The sequence below is a fragment of the Kitasatospora albolonga genome (genome assembly GCF_039535905.1).
Taxonomy (GTDB): Bacteria; Actinomycetota; Actinomycetes; order Streptomycetales; family Streptomycetaceae; genus Kitasatospora; species Kitasatospora albolonga.
On record NZ_BAAAYB010000134.1, the window covers coordinates 1 to 20,913 of the forward strand.

Genomic DNA, 20,913 nt, shown 5'->3' on the forward strand with positions numbered 1-20,913 from the left:
CGTCGGCATCTTCAACATCCTGGGCCAGTGGAACCAGTACATCCTGCCGGTCACCCTGATGCAGCCCACCACCGCCGGTGAGGCCGACCACTCGATGCTGGCCCAGGGCCTGGTCAACCTGGCCCTGCAGTCCGGCTACAAGAGCGACGCCCCGGCGCTGTTCGCCGGCATGACGATCGCCATGCTGCCGGTGCTGGTGGTGTACCTCTCCTTCCAGCGCCAGGTGCAGGCCGGTCTGACCTCGGCCACCCTGAAGTAGTCGCGAACGACACCCGAGGGGCCCGGTCCGGGAAGGACCGGGCCCCTCGGCGTGCTCGGGGCTGTCTCCCCGGCAGGGCCAGGGCCGCGTCGCCGGGGCACGCACCTCGCCACCTTCTCGTCGGTCGCCGATGCTCCGCATGGACTCCCTCCTCGGCGGCGCCGAGCCACGCACCCCGACGACGCGGCCCGATCTGACCCCGCCGAGGAGACAGCCCCAGCGGCTAGGCCCGGTCGGCGGCCTGCGCCCGCAGGGCGCGGGCCAGGTCGTCCCGGCACTCCAGCACCAGGCGGCGCAGCGCCGGAGCGGCCTGCGGGTGCCCGGCCAGCCAGGCGTCGGTCGCGGCCAGGGTGGCCTCGTCGGTCTGGAAGCGCGGGAAGAAGCCGCTCACGATCCGCATCGCGATCTCGATCGAGCGCTGCGCCCAGACCTCCTCGATCACCCCGAAGTACGGGGCGGCGTACCCGGCGGTCAGCTCCCGCTGCCCGGCCTGCGTGAAGCCGGCGATCTGGGCCTCGACCAGGGCGTTGGGCAGCTCGTCGGAGTCCATCACGGCGGCCCACGCGGTGGCCTTGGCCCCCGGGGTGGGCAGCGCGGCCAGACAGTGCGTCAGGTGCTGGCGGCCGCTGGCGGTGTTGTCCAGCTCCAGCTCGCCGTCGAGCTGCTCCGCGGTGGCCCGGCCGGCCGAGGCCAGCGCCAACCAGAGCGACCAGCGCAGCTCCTGGTCCACCGTCAGCCCGTCGATCCGGGCGCTGCCGGCCAGCAGGCCCTCGATCAGCTGCAGGTGCTCGGCCCCGTCGGCGGTCTGCGCCAGGAAGCGGGCCCAGGCCAGCTGGTGGTCACTGCCCGGCTCGGCGGCGCGCAGCTCGCGCAGCGCGCAGGCGGCCAGCAGGCGCTCGCCCTCGCCCCGGTGCTCCGGCGCGGCGTACAGGTCGAGCGCCGCCCGGGACTGCTGGTGCAGCGACTGCAGCACGCCGATGTCCGACTCGGTCCCGGCGAAGCGGTCCACCAGGTCCAGGTAGTCGCGGGTCGGCATCAGCCCGTCCCGGGTCAGGTTCCAGACCGCGGACCAGGCCAGGGCCCGGCTCAGCGGCGCCGAGATCTCGCCCAGGCCCTCGCGCAGGGTGGCCAGCGAGCGGTCGTCGAAGCGGACCTTGCAGTACGTCAGGTCGTCGTCGTTCAGCAGCACCAGCGCCGGGCGCGGCTTGCCGGCCAGCCCGTCCACCACGGTGCGGGCGCCGGTGACGTCCAGCTCGACCCGCTCGGTGCGCACCAGCGCGCCGTCGGTGTCGCGCTCGTAGAGGCCGACCGCGATCCGGTGCGGGCGGGACGGCTCGCCGTCCTGGAGCACGGCCAGCTCGGTGATCCGGCCCTCGGCGTCCACGGTCAGCTGCGGGGTGAGGACGTTCACCCCGGAGGTCTGCAGCCAGGCGGCGGCCCAGGACCTGAGGTCCCGTCCGCTGGTCTCCTCCAGCGCCACCAGCAGGTCGTCCAGCACCGTGTTCCCGAAGGCGTGCCGCTTGAAGTACTGGCGGGCGCCCTCGAAGAAGGCGTCCGCGCCGACGTACGCCACCAGCTGCTTGAGCACCGAGGCGCCCTTGGCGTAGGTGATGCCGTCGAAGTTGAGCTTGGCGTCCTCCAGGTCACGGATGTCGGCCGTGATCGGGTGGGTGGTCGGGAACTGGTCCTGCCGGTACGCCCAGGCCTTGCGCCGGTTGGCGAAGGTGATCCAGGCGGCGGTGTACTTGGTGCCCGCGCCGATCAGGCCGTAGGAGCCCATGAAGTCCGCGAAGGACTCCTTCAGCCAGAGGTCGTCCCACCACTTCATGGTGACCAGGTCGCCGAACCACATGTGCGCCATCTCGTGCAGGATGACGTTGGCCCGGCCCTCGTACGCGGCCTCGGTGACCTTCGACCGGAAGACGAACTCCTCCCGGAAGGTCACGCAGCCCGGGTTCTCCATCGCGCCGATGTTGTACTCCGGCACGAAGCACTGGTCGTACTTCCCGAAGGGGTACGGGTAGTCGAACTCGGTGTGGAAGAAGTCCAGGCCCTGCTTGGTGACGGTGAAGATCTCGTCCGCGTCGAAGTACTTGGCCAGCGACTTGCGGCAGGTGGCCGCGAGCGGGATCTCCAGCGTCGAGCCGTCCTCCAACTCCCGGCTGTAGTGGTCCCGTTCGACGTGGTACGGCCCGGCCACCACGGCGGTCAGGTAGGTGGAGATCGGCCGGGTCGGCGCGAACTCCCAGGTGCGCGCGGCACCGTCCTCGGCGGCCTCGGTGTGCACCGCGTTGGCGTACACGTCCCAGGCGGCCGGGGCGGTCACCGTGAAGGTGAACGGGGCCTTCAGGTCGGGCTGTTCGAAGTTGGCGAACACCCGCCGGGCGTCGGCCGGCTCGTAGTGCGTGTAGAGGTACGTCTCGCCGTCCACCGGGTCGACGAAGCGGTGCAGGCCCTCGCCGGTGCGGCTGTAGGCGCAGTCCGCCTCCACCACCAGCAGGTTCTCGGCGGCCAGCCCCGCCAGCCGCACCCTGGTCCCGTCGAAGACCTCGGCCGGGTCCAGCGCGGTCCCGTTCAGGGTGACGGAGCGGACCGCCGGCGCGAGCAGGTCGGCGAAGCTCGCCGCACCGGGCTCGGAGCACCGGAAGGCGATGGTGGAGGTGGACCGGAAGGTCGCGGCCGCCGGGTCGACGGCGGAGGTGACATCGAGGTGGACGCGGTAGCCGTCCACGGAGAGGATCGCGGCCCGCTGCTGGGCTTCCTCGCGGCTCAGGTTCTTGCCCGGCACGGGCGGTACTCCTTTGTCTCGCTCGTACGGTGAGGGTGGGGGGTCGTCCCCGGGGGCATCCTTTCACGGCCGCGCCGCTGTGCCATTGCACAGACTGGCGGAATCAGTGAGGTACCCCGTCGTGTTGCGTCAGGTTGGAACTGCCCCCGAACCCGCGAAGGATGCCTCCGTGACGACCGCCGACTCCAAGAAGATCGCCGACTTCTGGTTCGACCCGGGCTGCCCCTGGGCCTGGATGACCTCCCGCTGGATGCTCGAGGTGGAGCAGCTCCGCCCGGTCGAGACCCGCTGGCACGTGATGAGCCTCGCCGTCCTCAACGAGGGCCGTGACCTCCCCGAGCAGTACCGCGAGTTCCTGGACAAGGCCTGGGGCCCGGTCCGCGTCCTGATCGCCGCCGCCCAGCAGCACGGCGACAAGGTCCTCGGCCCGCTCTACACCGAGATGGGCACCCGCTTCCACAACCAGGGCCTGCCCAACGAGCGCGCCACCATCGAGGCCGCCCTGCTCGCCGCCGGCCTCCCGGCCGAGCTGGCCGACGCCGCCGACTCCACCGAGTACGACGACGCCCTGCGGGCCTCCCACGCGGAGGGCATCGGCCTGGTCGGCGAGGACGTCGGCACCCCGGTCATCGCCGTCGACGGCCCCGACGGCGACCGCGTCGCCTTCTTCGGCCCGGTGGTCACCCCCACCCCCCGCGGCGAGGCCGCCGCCCGCCTCTGGGACGGCACCGTCCTGGTCGCCGCCACCCCGGGCTTCTACGAGATCAAGCGCACCCGCACCGCCGGCCCCTCGTTCGAGTAGCCGCTGCACGCCCTGGGGCCTCCGGCCCCGGAGCCGCGTGCCCCGGGGCCGAAGGCCCCAGGGGCGCGGGGAACTGCGCGGGCTGGAAAGGCAGCACCTGCAACCGGCTGACGGTGAGTCAGTTGCAGGTGAGCCGCCTCCCGGTTCGCGCAGTTCCCCGCGCCCCCGGCATCACGTACTACCGCGCGGTCGTCCGTTGCTTCACCAGGCCGATGACCGAGAGGACCACCGCGAGGCCGGCCGTGAAGTAGAGCTGGGTGCGGTTGTCGGCGTCCAGCGTCATCAGGCCGAGCACCGCGACGACCCCCGCGAGGGCGACCCAGGTCAGGTACGGGAAGGCCCACATCCGGACGGTGAGCAGCTCCGGGGCCTCCCGCTCCAGCCGGCGCCGCATCCGCAGCTGCGCCACCGCGATGAACCCCCACACCACGAGCACCGCCGCGCCGACCATGTTCAGCAGCCAGGCGAAGATCGTCTCCGGCCACCAGAAGCTGAGCAGCACCGCGAAGAACCCGAACGCGGACGAGGCCAGCACCGCGATCCGCGGCACCCCGCCGTGCACCCGGGCCAGCGCCTTGGGCCCCTGCCCGCGCTGCACCAGCGAGAACACCATCCGCGAGGCCCCGTAGATGTTGGCGTTCATGGCCGACAGCAGGGCGATCAGCACCACCACGTTCATGACCTGCCCGGCCGCCGGGAAGCCGATCGCGTCGAGCACCGCGACGTACGGGCCGCTGGCGACCACCTCGGGGTCGTTCCACGGCACCAGCGTGACGATGACCGCCATCGAGCCGACGTAGAAGAGGGCGATCCGCCACATCGCGGTGCGCACCGCGGTGGCCACGCTGCGCCGGGGGTCCTCGGACTCGGCGGCGGCGATGGTGACGGTTTCCAGGCCGCCGTAGGCGAAGACCGAGGCGAGCAGGCCGGTGACCAGGCCGCTGGCGCCGTTCGGGAAGAAGCCGCCCTGACCGGTCAGGTTCTCCGTGCCCGGGGCCGAAGTGCCGGGCAGCAGGCCGCAGATGGCGAGCACGCCGATCACCAGGAAGGCGGTGATCGCCAACACCTTGACGGCGGCGAACCAGAACTCGAACTCGCCGAAGTTCTTCACCGCGGCCAGGTTGGTGGCGCAGAAGAAGGCCATGAAGAGCGCGACCCAGACCCAGCTGGGCGAGCCGGGGAACCACTTGACCATGATCCCGGCGGCGCCGATCGCCTCGACCGCGACGCCGACGCACAGCAGCGTCCAGAACATCCAACCGACCGTCAGGCCGGCCCAGGGGCCGATCTCCCGCTCGGCGTGCACCGAGAAGGAGCCGCTGGCCGGGCGGGCGGCGGACATCTCGCCGAGCATCCGCATGACCAGCATGACCAGCAGACCGGAGAGCGCGAAGGCCAGCACGATGGAGGGGCCGGCGGCCGCGATGCCCGCGCCCGAGCCGACGAAGAGCCCGGCGCCGATCACTCCGCCGAGCGCGATCATCGAGAGGTGACGCTGCTTCAGGCCGTGCGAGAGCTGGCCGGTCGGCGTGGCGCCCGAGCCGGACTCGGTGGGCTCCACCGTCGGCGGGGAGGAGGGGGTGGGCATCAGGGTGGGTCCAGACGTGTGTACGGATTACGGGACGATCCGTCCACTATTCGGTAGGTCTTCTGGACATGCCAATACGCGCGCCCCGAAGACCGCGATCCGGACATCTTCCTGACCGAAAGTGAGCGAACGCCTACACCGATCGTCGTAGTCAGGACGGTTCCGACAAGCACCACCGTCCACCCTTGGCCGGTTCCGACGCCGGTCCGCGCCGTTCCGTCGGCATAGGTTCCTAAGTGATCACCCCACCTCAGTGACAGGAGCCCGCCGATGGCCACCGCCACCACCCTCCCCGGCCGCACCCCGGTCCTCGCCGACCTGCTCCCGCAGGCCCCCACCCGTCTCGGCGCCCAGGCCCGCGAGCTTGCCCTGGTCGCCGGCGGCGCCGCCCTCACCGGCCTGGCCGCCCAGCTCTCCGTCCCGGTCCCCGGTTCCCCCGTGCCCGTCACCGGCCAGACCTTCGCCGCCCTGCTGGTCGGCACCGCGCTCGGCACCCGCCGCGGCGTCGCCTCGCTCGGCCTCTACCTGCTGGCCGGCATGGCGGGCATGCCCTGGTTCGCCGAGGGCAGCTCGGGCTTCGCCATGCCCAGCCTCGGTTACGTGATCGGCTTCGTGCTGGCCGCCGCACTGGTCGGCGCCCTGGCCCGCCGCGGCGCGGACCGCAGCCCGCTGCGCACCGCCGGCGCGATGGTCCTCGGCAGCCTCGCCATCTACGCCGTCGGCGTCCCGTACCTGGCCCTCTCGCTCGGCGTCCCGCTGGCCCGCGCGGCCGAACTCGGGCTCTACCCCTACCTGGTGGGCGACGGCCTGAAGGTCCTGCTGGCCATGGGCGCGCTGCCGCTGGCCTGGAAGCTGCTGCGACGCGACTCCTGAGCCGGCGGACCGGCGGCGGCCCGGGCACACGCGCATGCCACACTCTTACGCATGCGCGTGTACCTGGGTTCCGACCATGCCGGATACGACCTCAAGAACCACCTCGTGAAGTGGCTCCAGGAGAACGGCCACGAGCCGGTCGACTGCGGCCCGCACGTCTACGACGCCGAGGACGACTACCCGCCGTTCTGCCTCCGGGCGGCCGAGCGGACCGCCGCCGACCCCGAGGCGCTCGGCGTCGTCATCGGCGGCTCGGGCAACGGCGAGGCGATCGCCGCCAACAAGGTGAAGGGCGTGCGCGCGGCGCTCGCCTGGAGCGAGCAGACCGCCGAGCTCGGCCGCGAGCACAACAACGCCAACGTCATCAGCATCGGTGGCCGGATGCACACCGTCGAGGAGTCCACCCGCTTCGTCGAGGTCTTCCTCAACACCCCCTACAGCGGCGCCGAGCGCCACACCCGCCGCATCGAGATGCTCGCCGACTACGAGACCACCGGCGAACTCCCCCCGATCCCGGCCCACCACCCGCAGGGCTGATCGGCGCACCTGGCTGACGAGAGTGGTCACACCGGGGGCGCGGGGAACTGCGCGCGGGGGAACGGCAGCACCTGCAACTGGCTGACGGAGCTTCAGTTGCCGGTGAGCCGCCTTCCGATTCGCGCAGTTCCTCGTGCCCCTGGGGCGCTGCCTTCCGGTGCCCGCTAGAAGCCGTGCGGCAGCCAGGGGGCGACGTCCGAGGCGAAGGCCCGCGTCGTCTCGGTCAGGGCGCCGTCCCGCAGTTCGGTGACCAGGCCCGCCGCGGCCAGCGCCGTGAGCCGGACGCCGCCGAGGTAGGCCGCCCCCAACTCCCGGACGTCGAGCGCCAGGTCGGCCGCCGCCTCGGTGCGGACGCAGCTCGCACCCTTGCCGGGCCCGTCCGAGTGCAGCCGCCACCGCCCGGCGTTCCACGGACAGAACGCGTCGGACACCTCCAGCACCACGTCCACCGGCGCCGCGTACCCGCGCTGCTCCAGCGCCGCACCGAGCTCCACCAGCCGCACGTACATCGAGTCGACCAACTGCGGCTCCAGCCGCCGCGGATCGTCCACCAGGTGCAGCAGCGCGTCGTCCACCGGGCGGCTGCGGAACCGCACCCGCCCGGTCAGGTCCAGGCCCAGCAGGAACTCGACCAGCGCCGCGCGGACCCCCGGCGTCCGGGCCTCCAGGTCGCGGACCCGGACGGTGCCGTCGGCGATGTCCGAGGCGTTCCAGTCCATCGCGACGGCGTACCGGGCGTAGCCCAGCAGCTGCCCGCTCTCCCGGTCCTCGGCCACCACGCACTGCAGCGGCGAGGCGCCCTCCCGCCCGCCGGCGGGGTCCTTCAACGGAAGCTTCTCCCAGCCGGGCTGACGGGCCAGCATGCCGGGCCGGTGCGGGACCAGCTCCGCGTACAGCTCCTCGCAGGCCGCCACCACCGACTCCGGTGCCACCAGCCGCAGCCGTACCGAACGGTCCACCGGGGCCCGCAGCCCGACCCGTCGGGGCACGGTGACCCCCATCCGCCAGGTGCCGAGGCCGTAGCCGAAGCGTCCGTAGATGAGCGACTCCGAGGCGGTCAGCACCGCCAGTGCCTCGCCGCGCCGCCGGACCTCGTCGAGCTGGTCGCGCATCAGCCGGCTGAGGACGCCCCGCCGCCGGTGGGTGGGCAGCACGCCGACCATGGTGACGCCGGCGGCCGGGACCACGGCGCCGCCGGGCACGGCCATCCGGAAGCTGAACGCGCTGGCGCCGCCCACCGGGTGGTCGCCGTCCCAGACCCCGACCGAGCGGTCCAGTTCGGTCAGCTCCCGCCACAGCTCCCGGTCCTCGGGGAAGTCCTCGGACCCGCCGAAGGCCACCTCCAGGTTCCGGTACCAGCGGTCCCAGTCCTCGGCGGCGAGCGGGCGGAAGTCCAGGGCGTCACCTGGCATGTCGTCAGAAGTCGTACGGTGTGCGGTCATATGCCAAGAGCTATCACCGAGCATCCGTCGTGCGCGACCGACATTCGACGGGGGTCCGCTTCGCGCCGCCGCCGCGCCGCCGCCGCCGCGCCGCCGCCGCCGCGCCGCCGCCGCGCGCCCGCCGGGCCCACACCGGACCCACACCGTCCGCACGGCCGAAACCCGCTGAACCCTCACCCGTGAACGCGCCCGGCGCCGCCCCACCCGTCGACGGCACCGGGTGCCGGTGGATAAGGTCAAGGCCCATGGCTGGCAGCACGCCGGGCTCCGAGCCCCGGACGACTGGCACGGGCCAGGCCGCAGCGGCGGCCGACGGCCCGTGGACGGCCCGGTTGCGCGGCAGGCTGTACCGGGCCCGCCGAGTGCTGCGCCGGACCGCCGTGGACCACTTCCGCGGGGACGCCGCCGACTGGCTGGCCTTCGGGGTGCTGTTCGCCGCCGTCCCGCTGCTGGTGCTGCTCAACGTGCTGATCCCGGCCTGGGCCCCGCCCACCGCGCTGGTGCTGCCGATCCTGGCCGGGGCGCTGCTGCTGCGGCCGGGCACCCTGGTGCTGCTCTACGCGGCCGCCGCGCTCGGGCTCTCCACCGAGTCGCTGATCCACACCGGGGAGCGGGTGGCCAGCGACCACCCGGACACCTACGTCTTCGGCGTGACCCCCGGTGCCGCGCTGGTGGTCGGTGCGGTCGGGGTGGCCGGTCTGCTGCTCGCCCAGTTTCGCAGCCGGGTCGGGGTGCCCTGGCGGGGCGGCGGCTCGATGCTCTTCGACCTGCGCGAGCGGCTGAGGGTGCAGAGCCGGGTGCCCCCGCTGCCCGAGGGCTGGTCGGCGGACATGGCGCTGCGCCCGGCCGGCGGCCAGTCCTTCTCGGGCGACTTCGTGGTGGCGGCCCGCACCGGGCCGGGCCGCCGGGTGCTGGAGGTGGTGCTGGCGGACGTCTCCGGCAAGGGCATGGACGCCGGTTCGCGCGCCCTGCTGCTCTCCGGTGCGTTCGGCGGCCTGCTGGGCTCGCTCCCGGCGCACGAGTTCCTGCCCGCGGCCAACGGCTACCTGCTCCGCCAGGACTGGGACGAGGGCTTCGCCACCGCCGTCCACCTGGTGCTCGACCTGGACACCGGCGAGTACGAGCTGCTCTCGGCCGGCCACCTGCCCGGCATGCAGCGGCACGCCGGCACCGGCCGCTGGGACGTGATGGAGGCCCCCGAGGGCGGGCTGCTCGGGGTGTACGACGGCGCCAAGTTCGAGGGCGTGCGCGGCCGGTTGGACCGCGGCGACGTGCTGATGCTCTGCACCGACGGCATGGTGGAGGTGCCCGGCCGTGACCTCACCGAGGGCATGGACCGGCTGATGGGCGAGGCGGACCGGCTGGTCGGGGGCGCCCCGTTCGCCCAACTCGGCGGCCGCGGCTCGGCGGTGAAGCTCATCGAGTCGGTGGCCAAGGACGTCAACGACGACCGCGCGGTCCTGCTGCTCTGGCGGGGCTGACCGACTGTCAAGTCCCGACGCCGATCTTCGGCCATTCCTGGGGCATAGTCCGGAAAGTGGATCTAGGACCGCCCGGAGCCGTCAAGTGCCAGTTGGGGCGGCCCTGCCGACGGACCGTCAGGCCTGCTCGGCTATCGTCTCGGTCGGCGGAAATTCGTCTCACATCGCAGGATCTTCGGGGCCTGCTCACGGCAAGTCCTTTACGCAGTCCGCACGAACGACCACACTGAGTCCGGGTGGGACGGTCGGTTCTCGGGGGGTCCGGGGGATTGCTCGGGGGATTGGGCCCGCCACGAAACTCGCTACGTAGAAAGAGGAAGTGAGTCCGGGTGGCCTTCTCCGTCTCAGCCCTGGTCCTGTTCGGCATCATCTGCGTGATCTTCATCCGCAACAAGCAGTTGAAGACCAGCCATGCCATCATCGCCGCGCTCTTCGGCTTCATGCTGAGCCAGTCCACGGCGGCCAAGCCGATCCAGGACTTCCTCAGCCAGCTCGCGCAGACCATCTCCTCGGTCGCCAGCTGAGCAGCCGCCACCCCGGCCGGCCCGGCCGGGAGGCGTCCGGTCGCGGGCCCGCCTGACGGTGGGTCAGCGCCGTCCCCGCCACCAGCGCGCGAGTCTTCCGCGCGGTGGTGCGGGCGCCGCCGCGCGCTCCGGCAGTGCCTCGGGCTCGGGCGCGAACACCAGGAACAGCCGCGCCCAGCAGAGCCGTTCGCCGCGCGGCCAGTCCTGTGCGCGCAGGGCCCGCGAGGCCGCGCTGCTGACCCGGCCGTTCACCCGCACCTCGGCCACGTCGTGGCCGGCCTTGCCGCCGAAGAACAGCTTCACGCCGTTGACCTGGCCGGGCACCAGCTCCGGCAGCACGGCGGCGGCCAGCGCGGGGGAGGAGTGCTGCTCCGCGAGCCAGTCGGCGAGCAGCTCCGAGCCGGTGCCGAAGGTGGCCGCCGGGCTCTGCACCACCCGCCAGCCGGGGAACTCGGGAGTGCTGAACGCGTGCCCGCCGTCCAGGAGTTGGAGCACGGCGGTGGCGGTGGTGCCGGCCCAGATCATCACCGCGTTGTCGAGCTGCTCGGCGTCGTCGCCGCCGAAGCCCGCCGCGCAGTCCCAGACCACCGGACCGTCGCCCCGGCCGAGCTGGAGGACGTAGCCGAGGTCGACGTGGCCGGTGGTGCCCCGCTCGGCGTGGTCGCGGACCGCCACGGCGGTGGTGCCGGGCCCCCGGACCACCGCACCGTCCACGGTGAACTCCAGGCCCAGGCGGGCCATCTCGCGGACCACTCCGCGTCGGATGACGGCCAGCCGCTCCTCGTGGGGCACGGGCGGATCTCCTCGGTGCCGCCCGGACGGCGGCGCTCTGTTCTCGAACGGGAACCTCGAACGGCGAGCGTATCGGCCTGGCGTGACCGGTGTCACGGCGCCTGCCGACGGAGCGCGCAGGGCCGTACCCGGACCGTCGCATTCGACACCCTGCGTGCACGGACGATCGGCCCAGGGTCAGCGATCATGGCCGCCAAGGGCCGAAGTCCCCGGCCCGGAGTGACTTTGGTCCCGCCCGATCGTCGTTGATCGTTCAACCCGGGGTTGCCAGCGGCCGGGGCGATGGGCTTAGCTGCGGATCCAGTCCGGCGGATCGACCGGACGGGCCCACCGGGTGGAACGCCGAGTCCTGCCACCATCCGGAGCCTCGAACCAGCACAGCCATGGCAGGAGTGGGGGACCCACAGGTAAGTCGCCGTACCGGTACGCCGGTCCGGCTAGGGGTGAAGCCGCGCCAGCGGCCGGGCATCTCCAGCCCGAACCCGACAGCTCACCTCACAGGCGTCGGAGAGGAAAGCCCCATGGGCAAGCACCGTCGCGTCCAGCTGTCCCGTCTGACCCGCATCGCGGTCGCCACCGGTGTGGTCGGCGCCGCGTTCGCCGTCCCGGTCAGCGCCGCCAGCGCGCACCAGAGCCACACCCCGGCCGCCGCCCCCGAGGCCGCCGCCGTCACCGCCGTGGTGGCCGAGTCCGCCCCGGCGGCCGCGCCCGCCGAGGCTCCGGCCGCCGCTCCGGCCGCCGAGGCCAAGGCCTACCAGGTGGTCAGCGGCGACACCCTCTCGAAGATCGCCTCCGCCCAGCAGGTCGACGGCGGCTGGCAGAAGCTCTACCAGGACAACCGGTCCGTCATCGGCGGCAACCCGGACCTGATCTACCCGGGCCAGAACCTCTCGCTCGCGGGCAAGGCCGCGGCCGCCGCCCCGGCGCCGGCCCAGACCCCGGCCCCGCAGCAGCAGTCCAAGAGCACCGAGTCCGCGGACACCACCAAGGCCTCGCGCTCCAAGGCCTCCACCCCGGCCCCGAAGGCCGCGACCCCCAAGGCCGCCGCCCCGCAGGCCGCGGCTCCGAAGGCCGCCGCCCCCAAGGCCGCCGCCCCGAAGGCCGCCGCGCCCAAGGCCGAGACCTCCACCACCGTCGCCTCCGGCGGCTACGTGGCCCCGGTCAGCGGCGGCACCTCCACCGCGTACCACGCCTCCGGCTCCAGCTGGTCCAGCGGCTACCACACCGGTGTGGACTTCCGCGCCTCCACCGGCACCAGCGTGAAGGCCATCACCTCGGGCACCGTGGTCAAGGCCGGCAACGGCGGCGCCTACGGCAACGAGGTCGTCATCCGCCACGCGGACGGCAAGTACTCCGAGTACGCCCACCTCTCCTCGATCGGCGTCTCGGCCGGCCAGACCGTCTCGGCCGGCCAGCAGATCGGCCTCTCGGGTGCCACCGGCAACGTGACCGGCCCGCACCTGCACTTCGAGGTCCGCACCGGCGCCTCCTACGGCTCCGACGTCGACCCGGTCGCGTACCTGCGCGCCCACGGCGTCAACGTCTGAGAGGACTGAGACGACGTCAGAAAGGCTCCGGCCCCCGGTCAGTGACCGGGGGCCGGAGCCTTTCGTGGAGCGGGTGACGAGAATCGAACTCGCGTGACCAGTTTGGAAGACTGGGGCTCTACCATTGAGCTACACCCGCACAGGACGCCCCGTGGCCGCGTGCTGCGGTCCCGAGGACAGGGTCAGCGTACCTGGTCGGGTCGGCTGCTCGCACACCGCTTTCGCGCTCCGGCACGTCGGGGCCGCCCGCCGGGACCGTCAACGGCCGCCCGTGGGAACGGCCGTGGGGGTGTGGGGTGGCGTGTACGCTTCCTCTCGGCACCACGGGGTGTGGCGCAGTTTGGTAGCGCGTCCGCTTTGGGAGCGGAAGGCCGTCGGTTCGAATCCGGCCACCCCGACAGTGCGGCAGGGTCTCGTCCGAAGGCGGGGCCCTGTTGGCGTCCCGGGGGCCGTCCGGGGGTCCTCGCGCGGGGCCCCGTCATCCGTGTGGCAGCACCCTGGCGTCCGCCTTTCGTGCTACCGGTAGGATGGGCGGCTGGCGGTAGTCCCTGCGCAGGTCCGTGCAGGTCAACCGCCCGAGGGCGAGGAGTCAAGCTCACCGTCCACCCCCTTGTACGGGAGATGCAGCTCCAACCGCCCATCGCCCGTCTCGCCCGCACCGCGCCCGGCCCGCCGGCCGGCAACGGCGGAGACAACCTGACCGCAAGCCCATAGGAGACCCAACCGTGAAGAGCGCCGTCGAGACTCTGAACCCGACCCGGGTTCGACTCACCGTCGAGGTGCCTTTCGAGGAGCTCAAGCCGAGCCTCGACGCGGCCTACAAGAAGATCAACTCGCAGGTCTCTGTCCCGGGCTTCCGCAAGGGCAAGATTCCGGCCAAGGTGATCGACCAGCGCTTCGGTCGCGCCGCCGTGCTGGAGGAGGCCGTCAACGACGCGCTGCCGCGCTTCTACACGCAGGCCGTCGACGAGGGCAAGATCGAGGTCCTCGGTCAGCCCGAGATCACCGACATCCAGGGCGTCGAGAACCTGGCCGACGGTGGTGACCTCACCTTCGTGGCCGAGGTCGACGTCCGCCCGGAGATCACCCTGCCCGACTTCGCCGGCATCGAGGTGACCGTCGACCCGATCGTGGTCGAGGACGCCGACGTGGAGAAGTCCCTGGAGCAGCTGCGCGAGCGCTTCTCCTCGGTCAAGGACGTCGAGCGCGCCGCCGCCGAGGGCGACGTCGTGATCGTCGACCTGGAGGCCAAGGTCGACGGTGAGGTGCCGGAGGACGGCACCGCCACCGGCGTCAGCTACGAGATCGGCTCGGGCCGCCTGCTGGACGGCATCGACGAGGCCGTCGTCGGCCTCTCGGCCGGCGAGACCAAGACCTTCACCACCGAGCTCAAGGGCGGCACCCAGGCCGGCAAGAGCTCCGAGGTGACCGTCACCGTCACCACCGTCCAGGAGAAGGAACTCCCGGAGCTGGACGACGAGTTCGCGCAGCTGGCGAGCGAGTTCGACACCCTGGAGGACCTGAAGGCCGACTCCCGCAAGCGCCTGGAGCGCATGCGTGAGTTCGACCAGGCCACCCAGGCCCAGGAGCGGGTCCTCGACGAGCTGCTGAAGCTGGTCGAGATGGAGTACCCGGAGAAGCTCCTCAAGGACGAGGTCGAGACCCGCAAGCACAACCTCGAGCACCACCAGCTCGAGCCGATGGGCCTCACCCTCGAGACCTACCTCGCCACCCAGGACAAGTCCCTCGAGGACTACTCCAAGGAGACCGAGGAGCAGGCCAAGAAGGGCATCAAGACCCAGTTCGTGCTCGACGAGATCGTCGACAAGGAGAAGCTGGGCGTCAACCAGGACGAGCTCACCGAGCACCTGGTCCGCCGCGCGGCCGGCTCCGGCATGACCCCGGACCAGTTCGCCCAGCAGGTCGTCCAGGCCAACCAGGTCCCGCTGCTGGTCGGCGAGGTCGCCCGCGGCAAGGCGCTGGCCCTGGTCGTCGAGCAGGCCAAGGTCACCGACACCAACGGTGAGGTCGTCTCCTTCGAGGACGACGAGGAGACCGAGGAGTCGGCGGAGACCACCGAGGCCTGAGCCTCCGGCGCTTCCCGTACCACGGTCTGACCCACGGTCAGAGAACGGCCCGGACACCCCGTCAGGGGGGTCCGGGCCGTTCCCGTAACCGCTTCCGGACCCTGCGCTCACAGCGAACAGTTCCGCGCGGGGGATTCGGAGGAGGGGCCTGCGCGTTAGGGTCCATAGACAGCGACAATTCGACTGAGCAGGTGGCTAAGTGACGTTCCCGCAGATGCAGATGCCTGGCCTGATGGCGCCGCACGCCGCCGCTGGTGACGTGCTCGGCGGCCTGGGGGACCAGGTCTACAACCGGCTGCTCAACGAGCGCATCATCTTCCTCGGCCAGCAGGTCGACGACGACATCGCCAACAAGATCACCGCCCAGCTCCTCCTCCTGGCCGCGGACCCGGAGAAGGACATCTACCTGTACATCAACTCGCCGGGCGGCTCGATCACGGCGGGCATGGCGATCTACGACACCATGCAGTACATCAAGAACGACGTGGTCACCATCGCGATGGGCATGGCCGCCTCGATGGGCCAGTTCCTGCTGACGGCCGGCGCCAAGGGCAAGCGCTTCTCGCTGCCGAACGCCAACATCCTGATGCACCAGCCCTCGGCCGGCCTCGGCGGCTCCGCCACCGACATCAAGATCCAGGCCGAGCAGCTGCTCCGCACCAAGAAGCGGATGTCCGAGCTGATCGCCGCGCACAGCGGCCAGTCCTTCGAGCGGGTCACCGCGGACTCCGACCGGGACCGCTGGTTCACCCCGGAGGAGGCCAAGGAGTACGGCCTGATCGACTCGATCATGCACAGCGCCGCGGACGTTCCCGGCGGCGGCGGCACCGGCGCCTGATCCGGCACCGGCAGCCAGACCCAACCGACCGTCACGCTTCGGAGGACACACCCCCCATGTACAACGCGCGCACCGAGCTCACCGCCCCCCGGGCCGAGGGCCGTTACATCGTTCCGCGCTTCGTCGAGCGCACCTCGCAGGGCATCCGCGAGTACGACCCGTACGCCAAGCTGTTCGAGGAGCGCATCATCTTCCTCGGCTCCCAGGTGGACGACGTCTCGGCCAACGACATCATGGCGCAGCTGCTCTGCCTGGAGTCGATGGACCCGGACCGCGAGATCCAGATGTACATCAACTCGCCCGGCGGCTCCTTCACGGCGCTCACCGCGATCTACGACACCATGCAGTACGTGAAGCCGGACATCACCACCGTCTGCATGGGCCAGGCGGCCTCCGCGGCGGCCGTGCTGCTGGCCGCGGGCACCCCCGGCAAGCGGATGGCGCTGCCGAACGCCCGCATCCTGATCCACCAGCCCTACACCGAGACCGGCCGCGGCCAGGTCTCCGACCTGGAGATCCAGGCCAAGGAGATCTTCCGGATGCGCGAGCAGCTGGAGGAGATGCTCTCCAAGCACTCCAACAAGCCGGTCGAGCAGGTCCGCGACGACATCGAGCGGGACAAGATCCTGACGGCCGAGGAGGCCCTCGAGTACGGCCTGATCGACCAGATCATCTCCACCCGGAAGTCCTCGCTGACCTCCTGAGCCCCCTGTGGCTCCTGGGGCGGGGCACGGCGGTCCGCCGTGTCCCGCCCCTTCCTTCGACGGCATCTGTTCGGTATCAATTCGCCCAGGGCGTACGGCAGACCTGTCGAAGACGGCGGAATTACCGGCTCGGCAGAGTACCGTCGGATTAGCGAGACCGGCCGCCGCTGCGCGGTCAGGATCGCCTCACAGCACCAGGCCCCGGACCCCCGCGGGGCCCCTGGCGAAGGGGAAGCACCTCGTGGCACGCATCGGAGACGGTGGCGACCTGCTCAAGTGCTCGTTCTGCGGCAAGTCCCAGAAGCAGGTGAAGAAGCTCATCGCCGGGCCAGGCGTGTACATCTGCGACGAGTGCATCGACCTGTGCAACGAGATCATCGAGGAGGAGCTCGCCGAGACCTCCGAGGTGCGGTTCGAGGAGCTCCCGAAGCCCCGCGAGATCTACGAGTTCCTCGACCAGTACGTGGTCGGCCAGGACATCGCCAAGAAGTCGCTCTCGGTCGCGGTCTACAACCACTACAAGCGCGTCCAGGCCGGCGAGGCCGGGCGCAGCGGTGGAAACGGCCGCGAGGACGCGATCGAGCTGGCCAAGTCCAACATCCTGCTGCTGGGCCCGACGGGCTCCGGCAAGACCCTGCTGGCGCAGACGCTGGCCCGGATGCTGAACGTGCCGTTCGCGATCGCCGACGCCACCGCCCTGACCGAGGCGGGCTACGTCGGCGAGGACGTCGAGAACATCCTGCTGAAGCTCATCCAGGCGGCCGACTACGACGTCAAGAAGGCCGAGACCGGGATCATCTACATCGACGAGATCGACAAGGTGGCCCGCAAGAGCGAGAACCCGTCGATCACCCGGGACGTCTCCGGCGAGGGCGTCCAGCAGGCGCTGCTGAAGATCCTGGAGGGCACCACCGCGAGCGTGCCGCCGCAGGGCGGGCGCAAGCACCCGCACCAGGAGTTCATCCAGATCGACACCACCAACGTCCTGTTCATCGTCGGCGGTGCGTTCGCCGGCCTGGAGCGGATCATCGAGGGCCGGGCCGGTGCCAAGGGCATCGGCTTCGGGGCCACGATCCGATCCAAGCGCGAGTCGGACGCCAGTGACCACTTCCGCCAGGTGATGCCGGAGGACTTGGTCAAGTTCGGCATGATCCCCGAGTTCATCGGCCGCCTCCCGGTGATCACCAGCGTGCACAACCTCGACCGCGAGGCGCTGCTGCAGATCCTCACCGAGCCGAAGAACGCGCTGGTGAAGCAGTACCGCAAGCTCTTCGAACTCGACGGCGTGGAGCTGGAGTTCAGCCGCGACGCGCTGGAGGCCATCGCGGACCAGGCGATCCTGCGCGGCACCGGCGCCCGTGGCCTGCGGGCCATCATGGAGGAGGTGCTGATGTCGGTGATGTACGAGGTGCCGTCCCGTCAGGACGTCGCCCGCGTGGTGGTCACCGGTGACGTGGTCTCCAAGCACGCCATCCCGACGCTGGTCCCGCGCGACATGATCAAGCGCGAGCGGCGCGACAAGAGCGCCTGACGCCCGGTCACGACACGGCGGCCCCCGTCCTCCTCGGTGAGGACGGGGGCCGCCGCTTATCTCCGCCGTGCGCGGGGCGCCTACTTGGGGGCCATCATGGCGTCCCGGATGCCGCGGCTCTGCGAGGCGGCCTCGGACGGGCTGATCGCGCTGGTGGAGCCGGTCAGGCTGAGCTTGCTGAAGGTCACCGAGCCGAAGCCGGAGTGGTTCGCCCAGACGCAGATCGGGATGTCCACGGTGCTGGCGGTGGCCACGCCGCAGGACAGGTAGCCGCCCTTGTCCTTGGTGTCCTCGGCCGGGACCTCCGCCAGCGGGGTCTTCCAGCTGAGCTTGCCGGTGGTGGTCATCTGGGTGTTGACCTGCTTGATGATCTCCTTGGGGTTGTCGACCTTGCCCCAGGAGCCGCCGATGGTGATGGTGTCCATCAGGTCCTTGCCCTTGTTGTAGCTGGCCAGCAGGCCGCCCTCGTAGCTGGCGCCGGCCACCGCCGAGCCGGCCGGGGCGTCCTTGCTGGACTTCAGCACGTAGCCGCCGGGCAGGGTCGGCGGGGCGGCCAGCTTGTACTTGCCGGCCGAGCTCTTGCCGGAGCTGCCGGAGCTGCCCGAGCTGCCGCCCGAGGACCCGCCCGTGGAGGAGGAGGTCGTGGTGTCGTCCTGGGTGGCCTTCCAGGCCGCGTAGCCGCCACCGCCGAGCACCAGCGCGCCGACCAGCACGCCGATCACGATGGCGGGGGCGTTGTTCTTCGGCGGGGCCGGCACCGGCTGGCCGAACTGCGGCTGCCCGTAGCCGGGCTGGCCGTAGGGCTGGGGCTGCTGCGGTGCCTGCGGGTAGCCGTACCCCTGGGGCTGCGGCTGGGGCTGGCCGTACGGGGGCTGCGGTGCGCCGAACTGCGGTGCGGGAGGCTGCTGTTGGGGCGCCTGCGGGTAGCCGTAGCCGGGCGGCGGAGGCGGTGCGGGCTGGCCGTACGGGGGCTGCGGCTGTGCCTGCGGCTGGCCGTAGGGGGGCTGCGGTGCGCCGAACTGCGGAGGCTGGCCGTACGGTTGCTGCGGCTGGTCCTGCGGTGGTCCGTACATCAGTACTCCCCCTATCGCCGCCCCCGGCGGCGTTCCAACGGTGAGTAGGGCACGGTACCGCATGGGTGTTCGGCGCCCCCCGTCCGGGTGCCGGGCGGAAAGGCGGTCGTGAGCGGTCTCCCGGTTTACGTAAACTGTGCGTCGTGACCGACACCACGAACCAGCGCCCCGGCACCTTCGACGGGGACAACGCAGCCACCCTCCCGACGACCTACGCCCCGGCGGAGGTAGAGGGCGAGCTGTACGAGCGCTGGGTGGAGCGCGGTTACTTCACCGCCGACGCGAAGAGCGACAAGCCCGCCTACACCATCGTCATCCCGCCGCCGAACGTCACCGGTGCGCTGCACCTGGGCCACGCCTTCCAGCACACCCTGATGGACGCCCTGACCCGCCGCAAGCGCATGCAGGGCTACGAGTCGCTCTGGCTGCCGGGCATGGACCACGCCGGCATCGCCACCCAGAACAAGGTCGAGCAGCAGCTCGCCGAGTCCGGCCTCTCCCGCCACGACCTGGGCCGTGAGGCCTTCGTCGAGAAGGTCTGGGAGTGGAAGGAGAACTACGGCGGCAAGATCCTCGGCCAGATGCGCCGCCTCGGCGACGGCGTGGACTGGTCCCGCGAGCGCTTCACCATGGACGAGGGCCTCTCCAAGGCCGTCCAGACCATCTTCAAGAAGCTCTTCGACGACGGCCTGATCTACCGCGCCGAGCGCATCATCAACTGGTGCCCGCGCTGCCTCACCGCGCTCTCCGACATCGAGGTGGAGCACGAGGACGTCCCGGGCGAGCTGGTCTCGATCCGCTACGGCGACGGGGACGACTCCATCGTGGTCGCCACCACCCGGGCCGAGACGATGCTCGGCGACACGGCGGTGGCCGTTCACCCGGAGGACGAGCGCTATGCCCACCTGGTCGGCCGTACCATCAAGCTGCCGCTGACGGACCGTGAGATCCCGGTCGTCGCGGACGAGCACGTCGACCCGGAGTTCGGCACCGGCGCCGTCAAGGTGACCCCGGCGCACGACCCGAACGACTTCGCCATCGGCCAGCGCCACGGCCTGCCGAACCTGACCGTGATGGACGAGCACGGTGCGATCACCGTGCACGGTCCGTTCCTCGGCCTGGACCGGCTGGAGGCCCGCTCGGCCGTGGTCGGCGCGCTGCGCGAGCAGGGCCGGATCGTCGCCGAGAAGCGGCCGTACGACCACTCGGTCGGCCACTGCTCCCGCTGCCACACCATCGTCGAGCCGCGCCTGTCCCTCCAGTGGTGGGTCAAGGTGGAGCCGCTGGCGCAGGCCGCCGGCGAGGCCGTCCGCGACGGCCGGGTGGAGATCCACCCGAAGGAGCTGGAGCGCCGGTACTTCGACTGGGTCGACAACATGTACGACTGGTGCATCTCGCGCCAGCTCTGGTGGGGTCACCGCATCCCGGTCTGGTACGGCCCGGACGGCGAGGTCATCTGCGTCGGCCCGGACGAGCAGCCGCCGACCGCCGAGGGCTGGCACCAGGACCCGGACGTCCTGGACACCTGGTTCTCCTCCGGCCTGTGGCCGTTCTCCACGCTGGGCTGGCCGGAGCAGACCCCGGACCTGGAGAAGTTCTATCCGACCGACGTCCTTCTGACCGGACACGACATCATCTTCTTCTGGGTCGCCCGGATGATGATGTTCGGCCTGTACGCGATGGACGGTCAGGCACCGTTCAAGACCATCGCGCTGACCGGTCTGGTCCGCGACGAGTTCGGCAAGAAGATGTCGAAGTCCTCGGGCACCGCCGTCGACCCGCTGGACTGGATGGACGCCTACGGTGCCGACGCGGTCCGCTTCACCCTGGCCCGCGGCGCCAACCCGGGCGCGGACGTGCCGATCGGCGAGGACTGGGTCAAGGGCTCCCGGAACTTCTGCAACAAGGTCTGGAACGCCACCCGCTTCGCGCTGATGAACGGCGCCACCGTCGAAGGCCCGCTGCCCGCGCCGGAGGAGCTGACCGCCGCGGACCGCTGGATCCTGTCCCGGCTGAACGCCACCGTGACCGAGGTGGACGCGCTCTA

Annotated in this window: 16 protein-coding genes, 2 tRNA genes, 1 pseudogene and 1 riboswitch; of the genes and pseudogenes, 13 read left to right on the top strand and 6 right to left on the bottom strand. The window is 71.4% G+C overall.

Features of this window, described 5'->3' with window-relative positions; all coding sequences use genetic code 11:
* A pseudogene (locus ABD946_RS32235) lies at positions 1–259 on the top strand (carbohydrate ABC transporter permease); the annotation flags it as partial.
* A gap of 223 nt (positions 260–482) precedes the next feature.
* On the opposite strand, the gene pepN reads toward ABD946_RS32235, so the two are convergent.
* Complete coding sequence (gene pepN / locus ABD946_RS32240) at positions 483–3,047, bottom strand: aminopeptidase N (protein ID WP_345289169.1); 2,565 nt, start codon at positions 3,045–3,047, stop codon at positions 483–485.
* 169 nt (positions 3,048–3,216) lie between these two features.
* Here pepN and ABD946_RS32245 point away from each other — a divergent pair, with 169 nt between their 5' ends.
* Positions 3,217–3,849, top strand: a complete 633-nt coding sequence (locus ABD946_RS32245) for a mycothiol-dependent nitroreductase Rv2466c family protein (protein ID WP_380149971.1) — start codon at positions 3,217–3,219, stop codon at positions 3,847–3,849.
* Between the two features lie 178 nt (positions 3,850–4,027).
* Here ABD946_RS32245 and ABD946_RS32250 read toward each other — a convergent pair whose 3' ends face one another.
* Entirely contained in the window at positions 4,028–5,437 is a 1,410-nt protein-coding gene (locus ABD946_RS32250; protein ID WP_345289170.1) for an amino acid permease, read from the bottom strand.
* 270 nt (positions 5,438–5,707) lie between these two features.
* Here ABD946_RS32250 and ABD946_RS32255 point away from each other — a divergent pair, with 270 nt between their 5' ends.
* A complete protein-coding gene (locus tag ABD946_RS32255) occupies positions 5,708–6,310 on the top strand; it encodes a biotin transporter BioY (protein ID WP_345289171.1) in 603 nt (200 codons plus the stop codon).
* Positions 6,311–6,361: 51 nt separating this feature from the next.
* Positions 6,362–6,847, top strand: a complete 486-nt coding sequence (locus ABD946_RS32260; RefSeq protein ID WP_345289172.1) for a ribose-5-phosphate isomerase — start codon at positions 6,362–6,364, stop codon at positions 6,845–6,847.
* Positions 6,848–7,011: 164 nt separating this feature from the next.
* Here the strand turns inward: ABD946_RS32260 and ABD946_RS32265 are convergent, their stop codons facing one another.
* Positions 7,012–8,259, bottom strand: coding sequence for a GNAT family N-acetyltransferase (locus ABD946_RS32265; protein ID WP_345289173.1), 1,248 nt, complete (start codon positions 8,257–8,259; stop codon positions 7,012–7,014).
* 275 nt (positions 8,260–8,534) lie between these two features.
* Here ABD946_RS32265 and ABD946_RS32270 point away from each other — a divergent pair, with 275 nt between their 5' ends.
* Both ABD946_RS32270 and ABD946_RS32275 read left to right on the top strand, forming a co-directional pair.
* Positions 8,535–9,770 carry a SpoIIE family protein phosphatase gene (locus tag ABD946_RS32270; protein WP_380149972.1) on the top strand — a complete coding sequence of 412 codons (1,236 nt, stop codon included), beginning with the start codon at positions 8,535–8,537 and terminating at the stop codon, positions 9,768–9,770.
* Positions 9,771–10,099: 329 nt separating this feature from the next.
* Positions 10,100–10,294, top strand: coding sequence for a hypothetical protein (locus tag ABD946_RS32275; RefSeq protein WP_345289174.1), 195 nt, complete (start codon positions 10,100–10,102; stop codon positions 10,292–10,294).
* A 63-nt stretch (positions 10,295–10,357) separates the two neighbouring features.
* Here the strand turns inward: ABD946_RS32275 and ABD946_RS32280 are convergent, their stop codons facing one another.
* The gene (locus ABD946_RS32280; RefSeq protein WP_345289175.1) at positions 10,358–11,086 is read right to left on the bottom strand and encodes a DUF6348 family protein; all 729 of its coding nucleotides are present in this window, start codon (positions 11,084–11,086) and stop codon (positions 10,358–10,360) included.
* 369 nt (positions 11,087–11,455) lie between these two features.
* Positions 11,456–11,605: riboswitch (cyclic di-AMP (ydaO/yuaA leader) on the top strand.
* A gap of 2 nt (positions 11,606–11,607) precedes the next feature.
* Here ABD946_RS32280 and ABD946_RS32285 point away from each other — a divergent pair.
* A complete protein-coding gene (locus ABD946_RS32285) occupies positions 11,608–12,633 on the top strand; it encodes a M23 family metallopeptidase (RefSeq protein ID WP_345289177.1) in 1,026 nt (341 codons plus the stop codon).
* 65 nt (positions 12,634–12,698) lie between these two features.
* On the opposite strand, the gene ABD946_RS32290 is transcribed toward ABD946_RS32285, so the two are convergent.
* A tRNA-Gly gene (locus tag ABD946_RS32290) sits at positions 12,699–12,772 on the bottom strand.
* A gap of 185 nt (positions 12,773–12,957) precedes the next feature.
* Between ABD946_RS32290 and ABD946_RS32295 the strand changes: the two genes are divergently transcribed.
* The 5 genes from ABD946_RS32295 to clpX all read left to right on the top strand — a co-directional run bounded on the left by ABD946_RS32295 (position 12,958) and on the right by clpX (position 17,793).
* Positions 12,958–13,031: transfer RNA gene (locus ABD946_RS32295), tRNA-Pro, on the top strand.
* 327 nt (positions 13,032–13,358) lie between these two features.
* Positions 13,359–14,720: a trigger factor gene (gene tig, locus ABD946_RS32300; protein ID WP_345289178.1), complete on the top strand. Its 1,362-nt coding sequence runs from the start codon at positions 13,359–13,361 to the stop codon at positions 14,718–14,720.
* A 220-nt stretch (positions 14,721–14,940) separates the two neighbouring features.
* Positions 14,941–15,558 (top strand): ATP-dependent Clp protease proteolytic subunit, encoded by a 618-nt coding sequence (locus tag ABD946_RS32305; RefSeq protein ID WP_380149994.1) that lies wholly within the window; start codon positions 14,941–14,943, stop codon positions 15,556–15,558.
* A gap of 56 nt (positions 15,559–15,614) precedes the next feature.
* Positions 15,615–16,262, top strand: a complete 648-nt coding sequence (locus ABD946_RS32310; protein ID WP_345289179.1) for an ATP-dependent Clp protease proteolytic subunit — start codon at positions 15,615–15,617, stop codon at positions 16,260–16,262.
* 241 nt (positions 16,263–16,503) lie between these two features.
* Complete coding sequence (clpX, locus tag ABD946_RS32315) at positions 16,504–17,793, top strand: ATP-dependent Clp protease ATP-binding subunit ClpX (RefSeq protein WP_345289180.1); 1,290 nt, start codon at positions 16,504–16,506, stop codon at positions 17,791–17,793.
* Between the two features lie 80 nt (positions 17,794–17,873).
* Here the strand turns inward: clpX and ABD946_RS32320 are convergent, their stop codons facing one another.
* Positions 17,874–18,866 (bottom strand): hypothetical protein, encoded by a 993-nt coding sequence (locus tag ABD946_RS32320; protein ID WP_345289181.1) that lies wholly within the window; start codon positions 18,864–18,866, stop codon positions 17,874–17,876.
* A gap of 143 nt (positions 18,867–19,009) precedes the next feature.
* On the opposite strand from ABD946_RS32320, the gene ABD946_RS32325 reads away from it, so the two are divergent.
* Positions 19,010–20,913: valine--tRNA ligase (locus ABD946_RS32325; protein ID WP_345289182.1), on the top strand; the 1,904-nt coding region annotated here is incomplete at its 3' end.

Excerpts from the sequence above, each read along its gene's own strand:
- ABD946_RS32250 (WP_345289170.1), bottom strand. The coding sequence starts at position 5,437 with ATGCCCACCCCCTCCTCCCCGCCGACGGTGGAGCCCACCGAGTCCGGC.
- ABD946_RS32255 (WP_345289171.1), top strand. The coding sequence starts at position 5,708 with ATGGCCACCGCCACCACCCTCCCCGGCCGCACCCCGGTCCTCGCCGAC.
- ABD946_RS32260 (WP_345289172.1), top strand. The coding sequence starts at position 6,362 with ATGCGCGTGTACCTGGGTTCCGACCATGCCGGATACGACCTCAAGAAC.
- ABD946_RS32265 (WP_345289173.1), bottom strand. The coding sequence starts at position 8,259 with ATGCCAGGTGACGCCCTGGACTTCCGCCCGCTCGCCGCCGAGGACTGG.
- ABD946_RS32270 (WP_380149972.1), top strand. The coding sequence starts at position 8,535 with ATGGCTGGCAGCACGCCGGGCTCCGAGCCCCGGACGACTGGCACGGGC.
- ABD946_RS32285 (WP_345289177.1), top strand. The coding sequence starts at position 11,608 with ATGGGCAAGCACCGTCGCGTCCAGCTGTCCCGTCTGACCCGCATCGCG.
- ABD946_RS32305 (WP_380149994.1), top strand. The coding sequence starts at position 14,941 with ATGCCTGGCCTGATGGCGCCGCACGCCGCCGCTGGTGACGTGCTCGGC.
- ABD946_RS32310 (WP_345289179.1), top strand. The coding sequence starts at position 15,615 with ATGTACAACGCGCGCACCGAGCTCACCGCCCCCCGGGCCGAGGGCCGT.
- ABD946_RS32320 (WP_345289181.1), bottom strand. The coding sequence starts at position 18,866 with ATGTACGGACCACCGCAGGACCAGCCGCAGCAACCGTACGGCCAGCCT.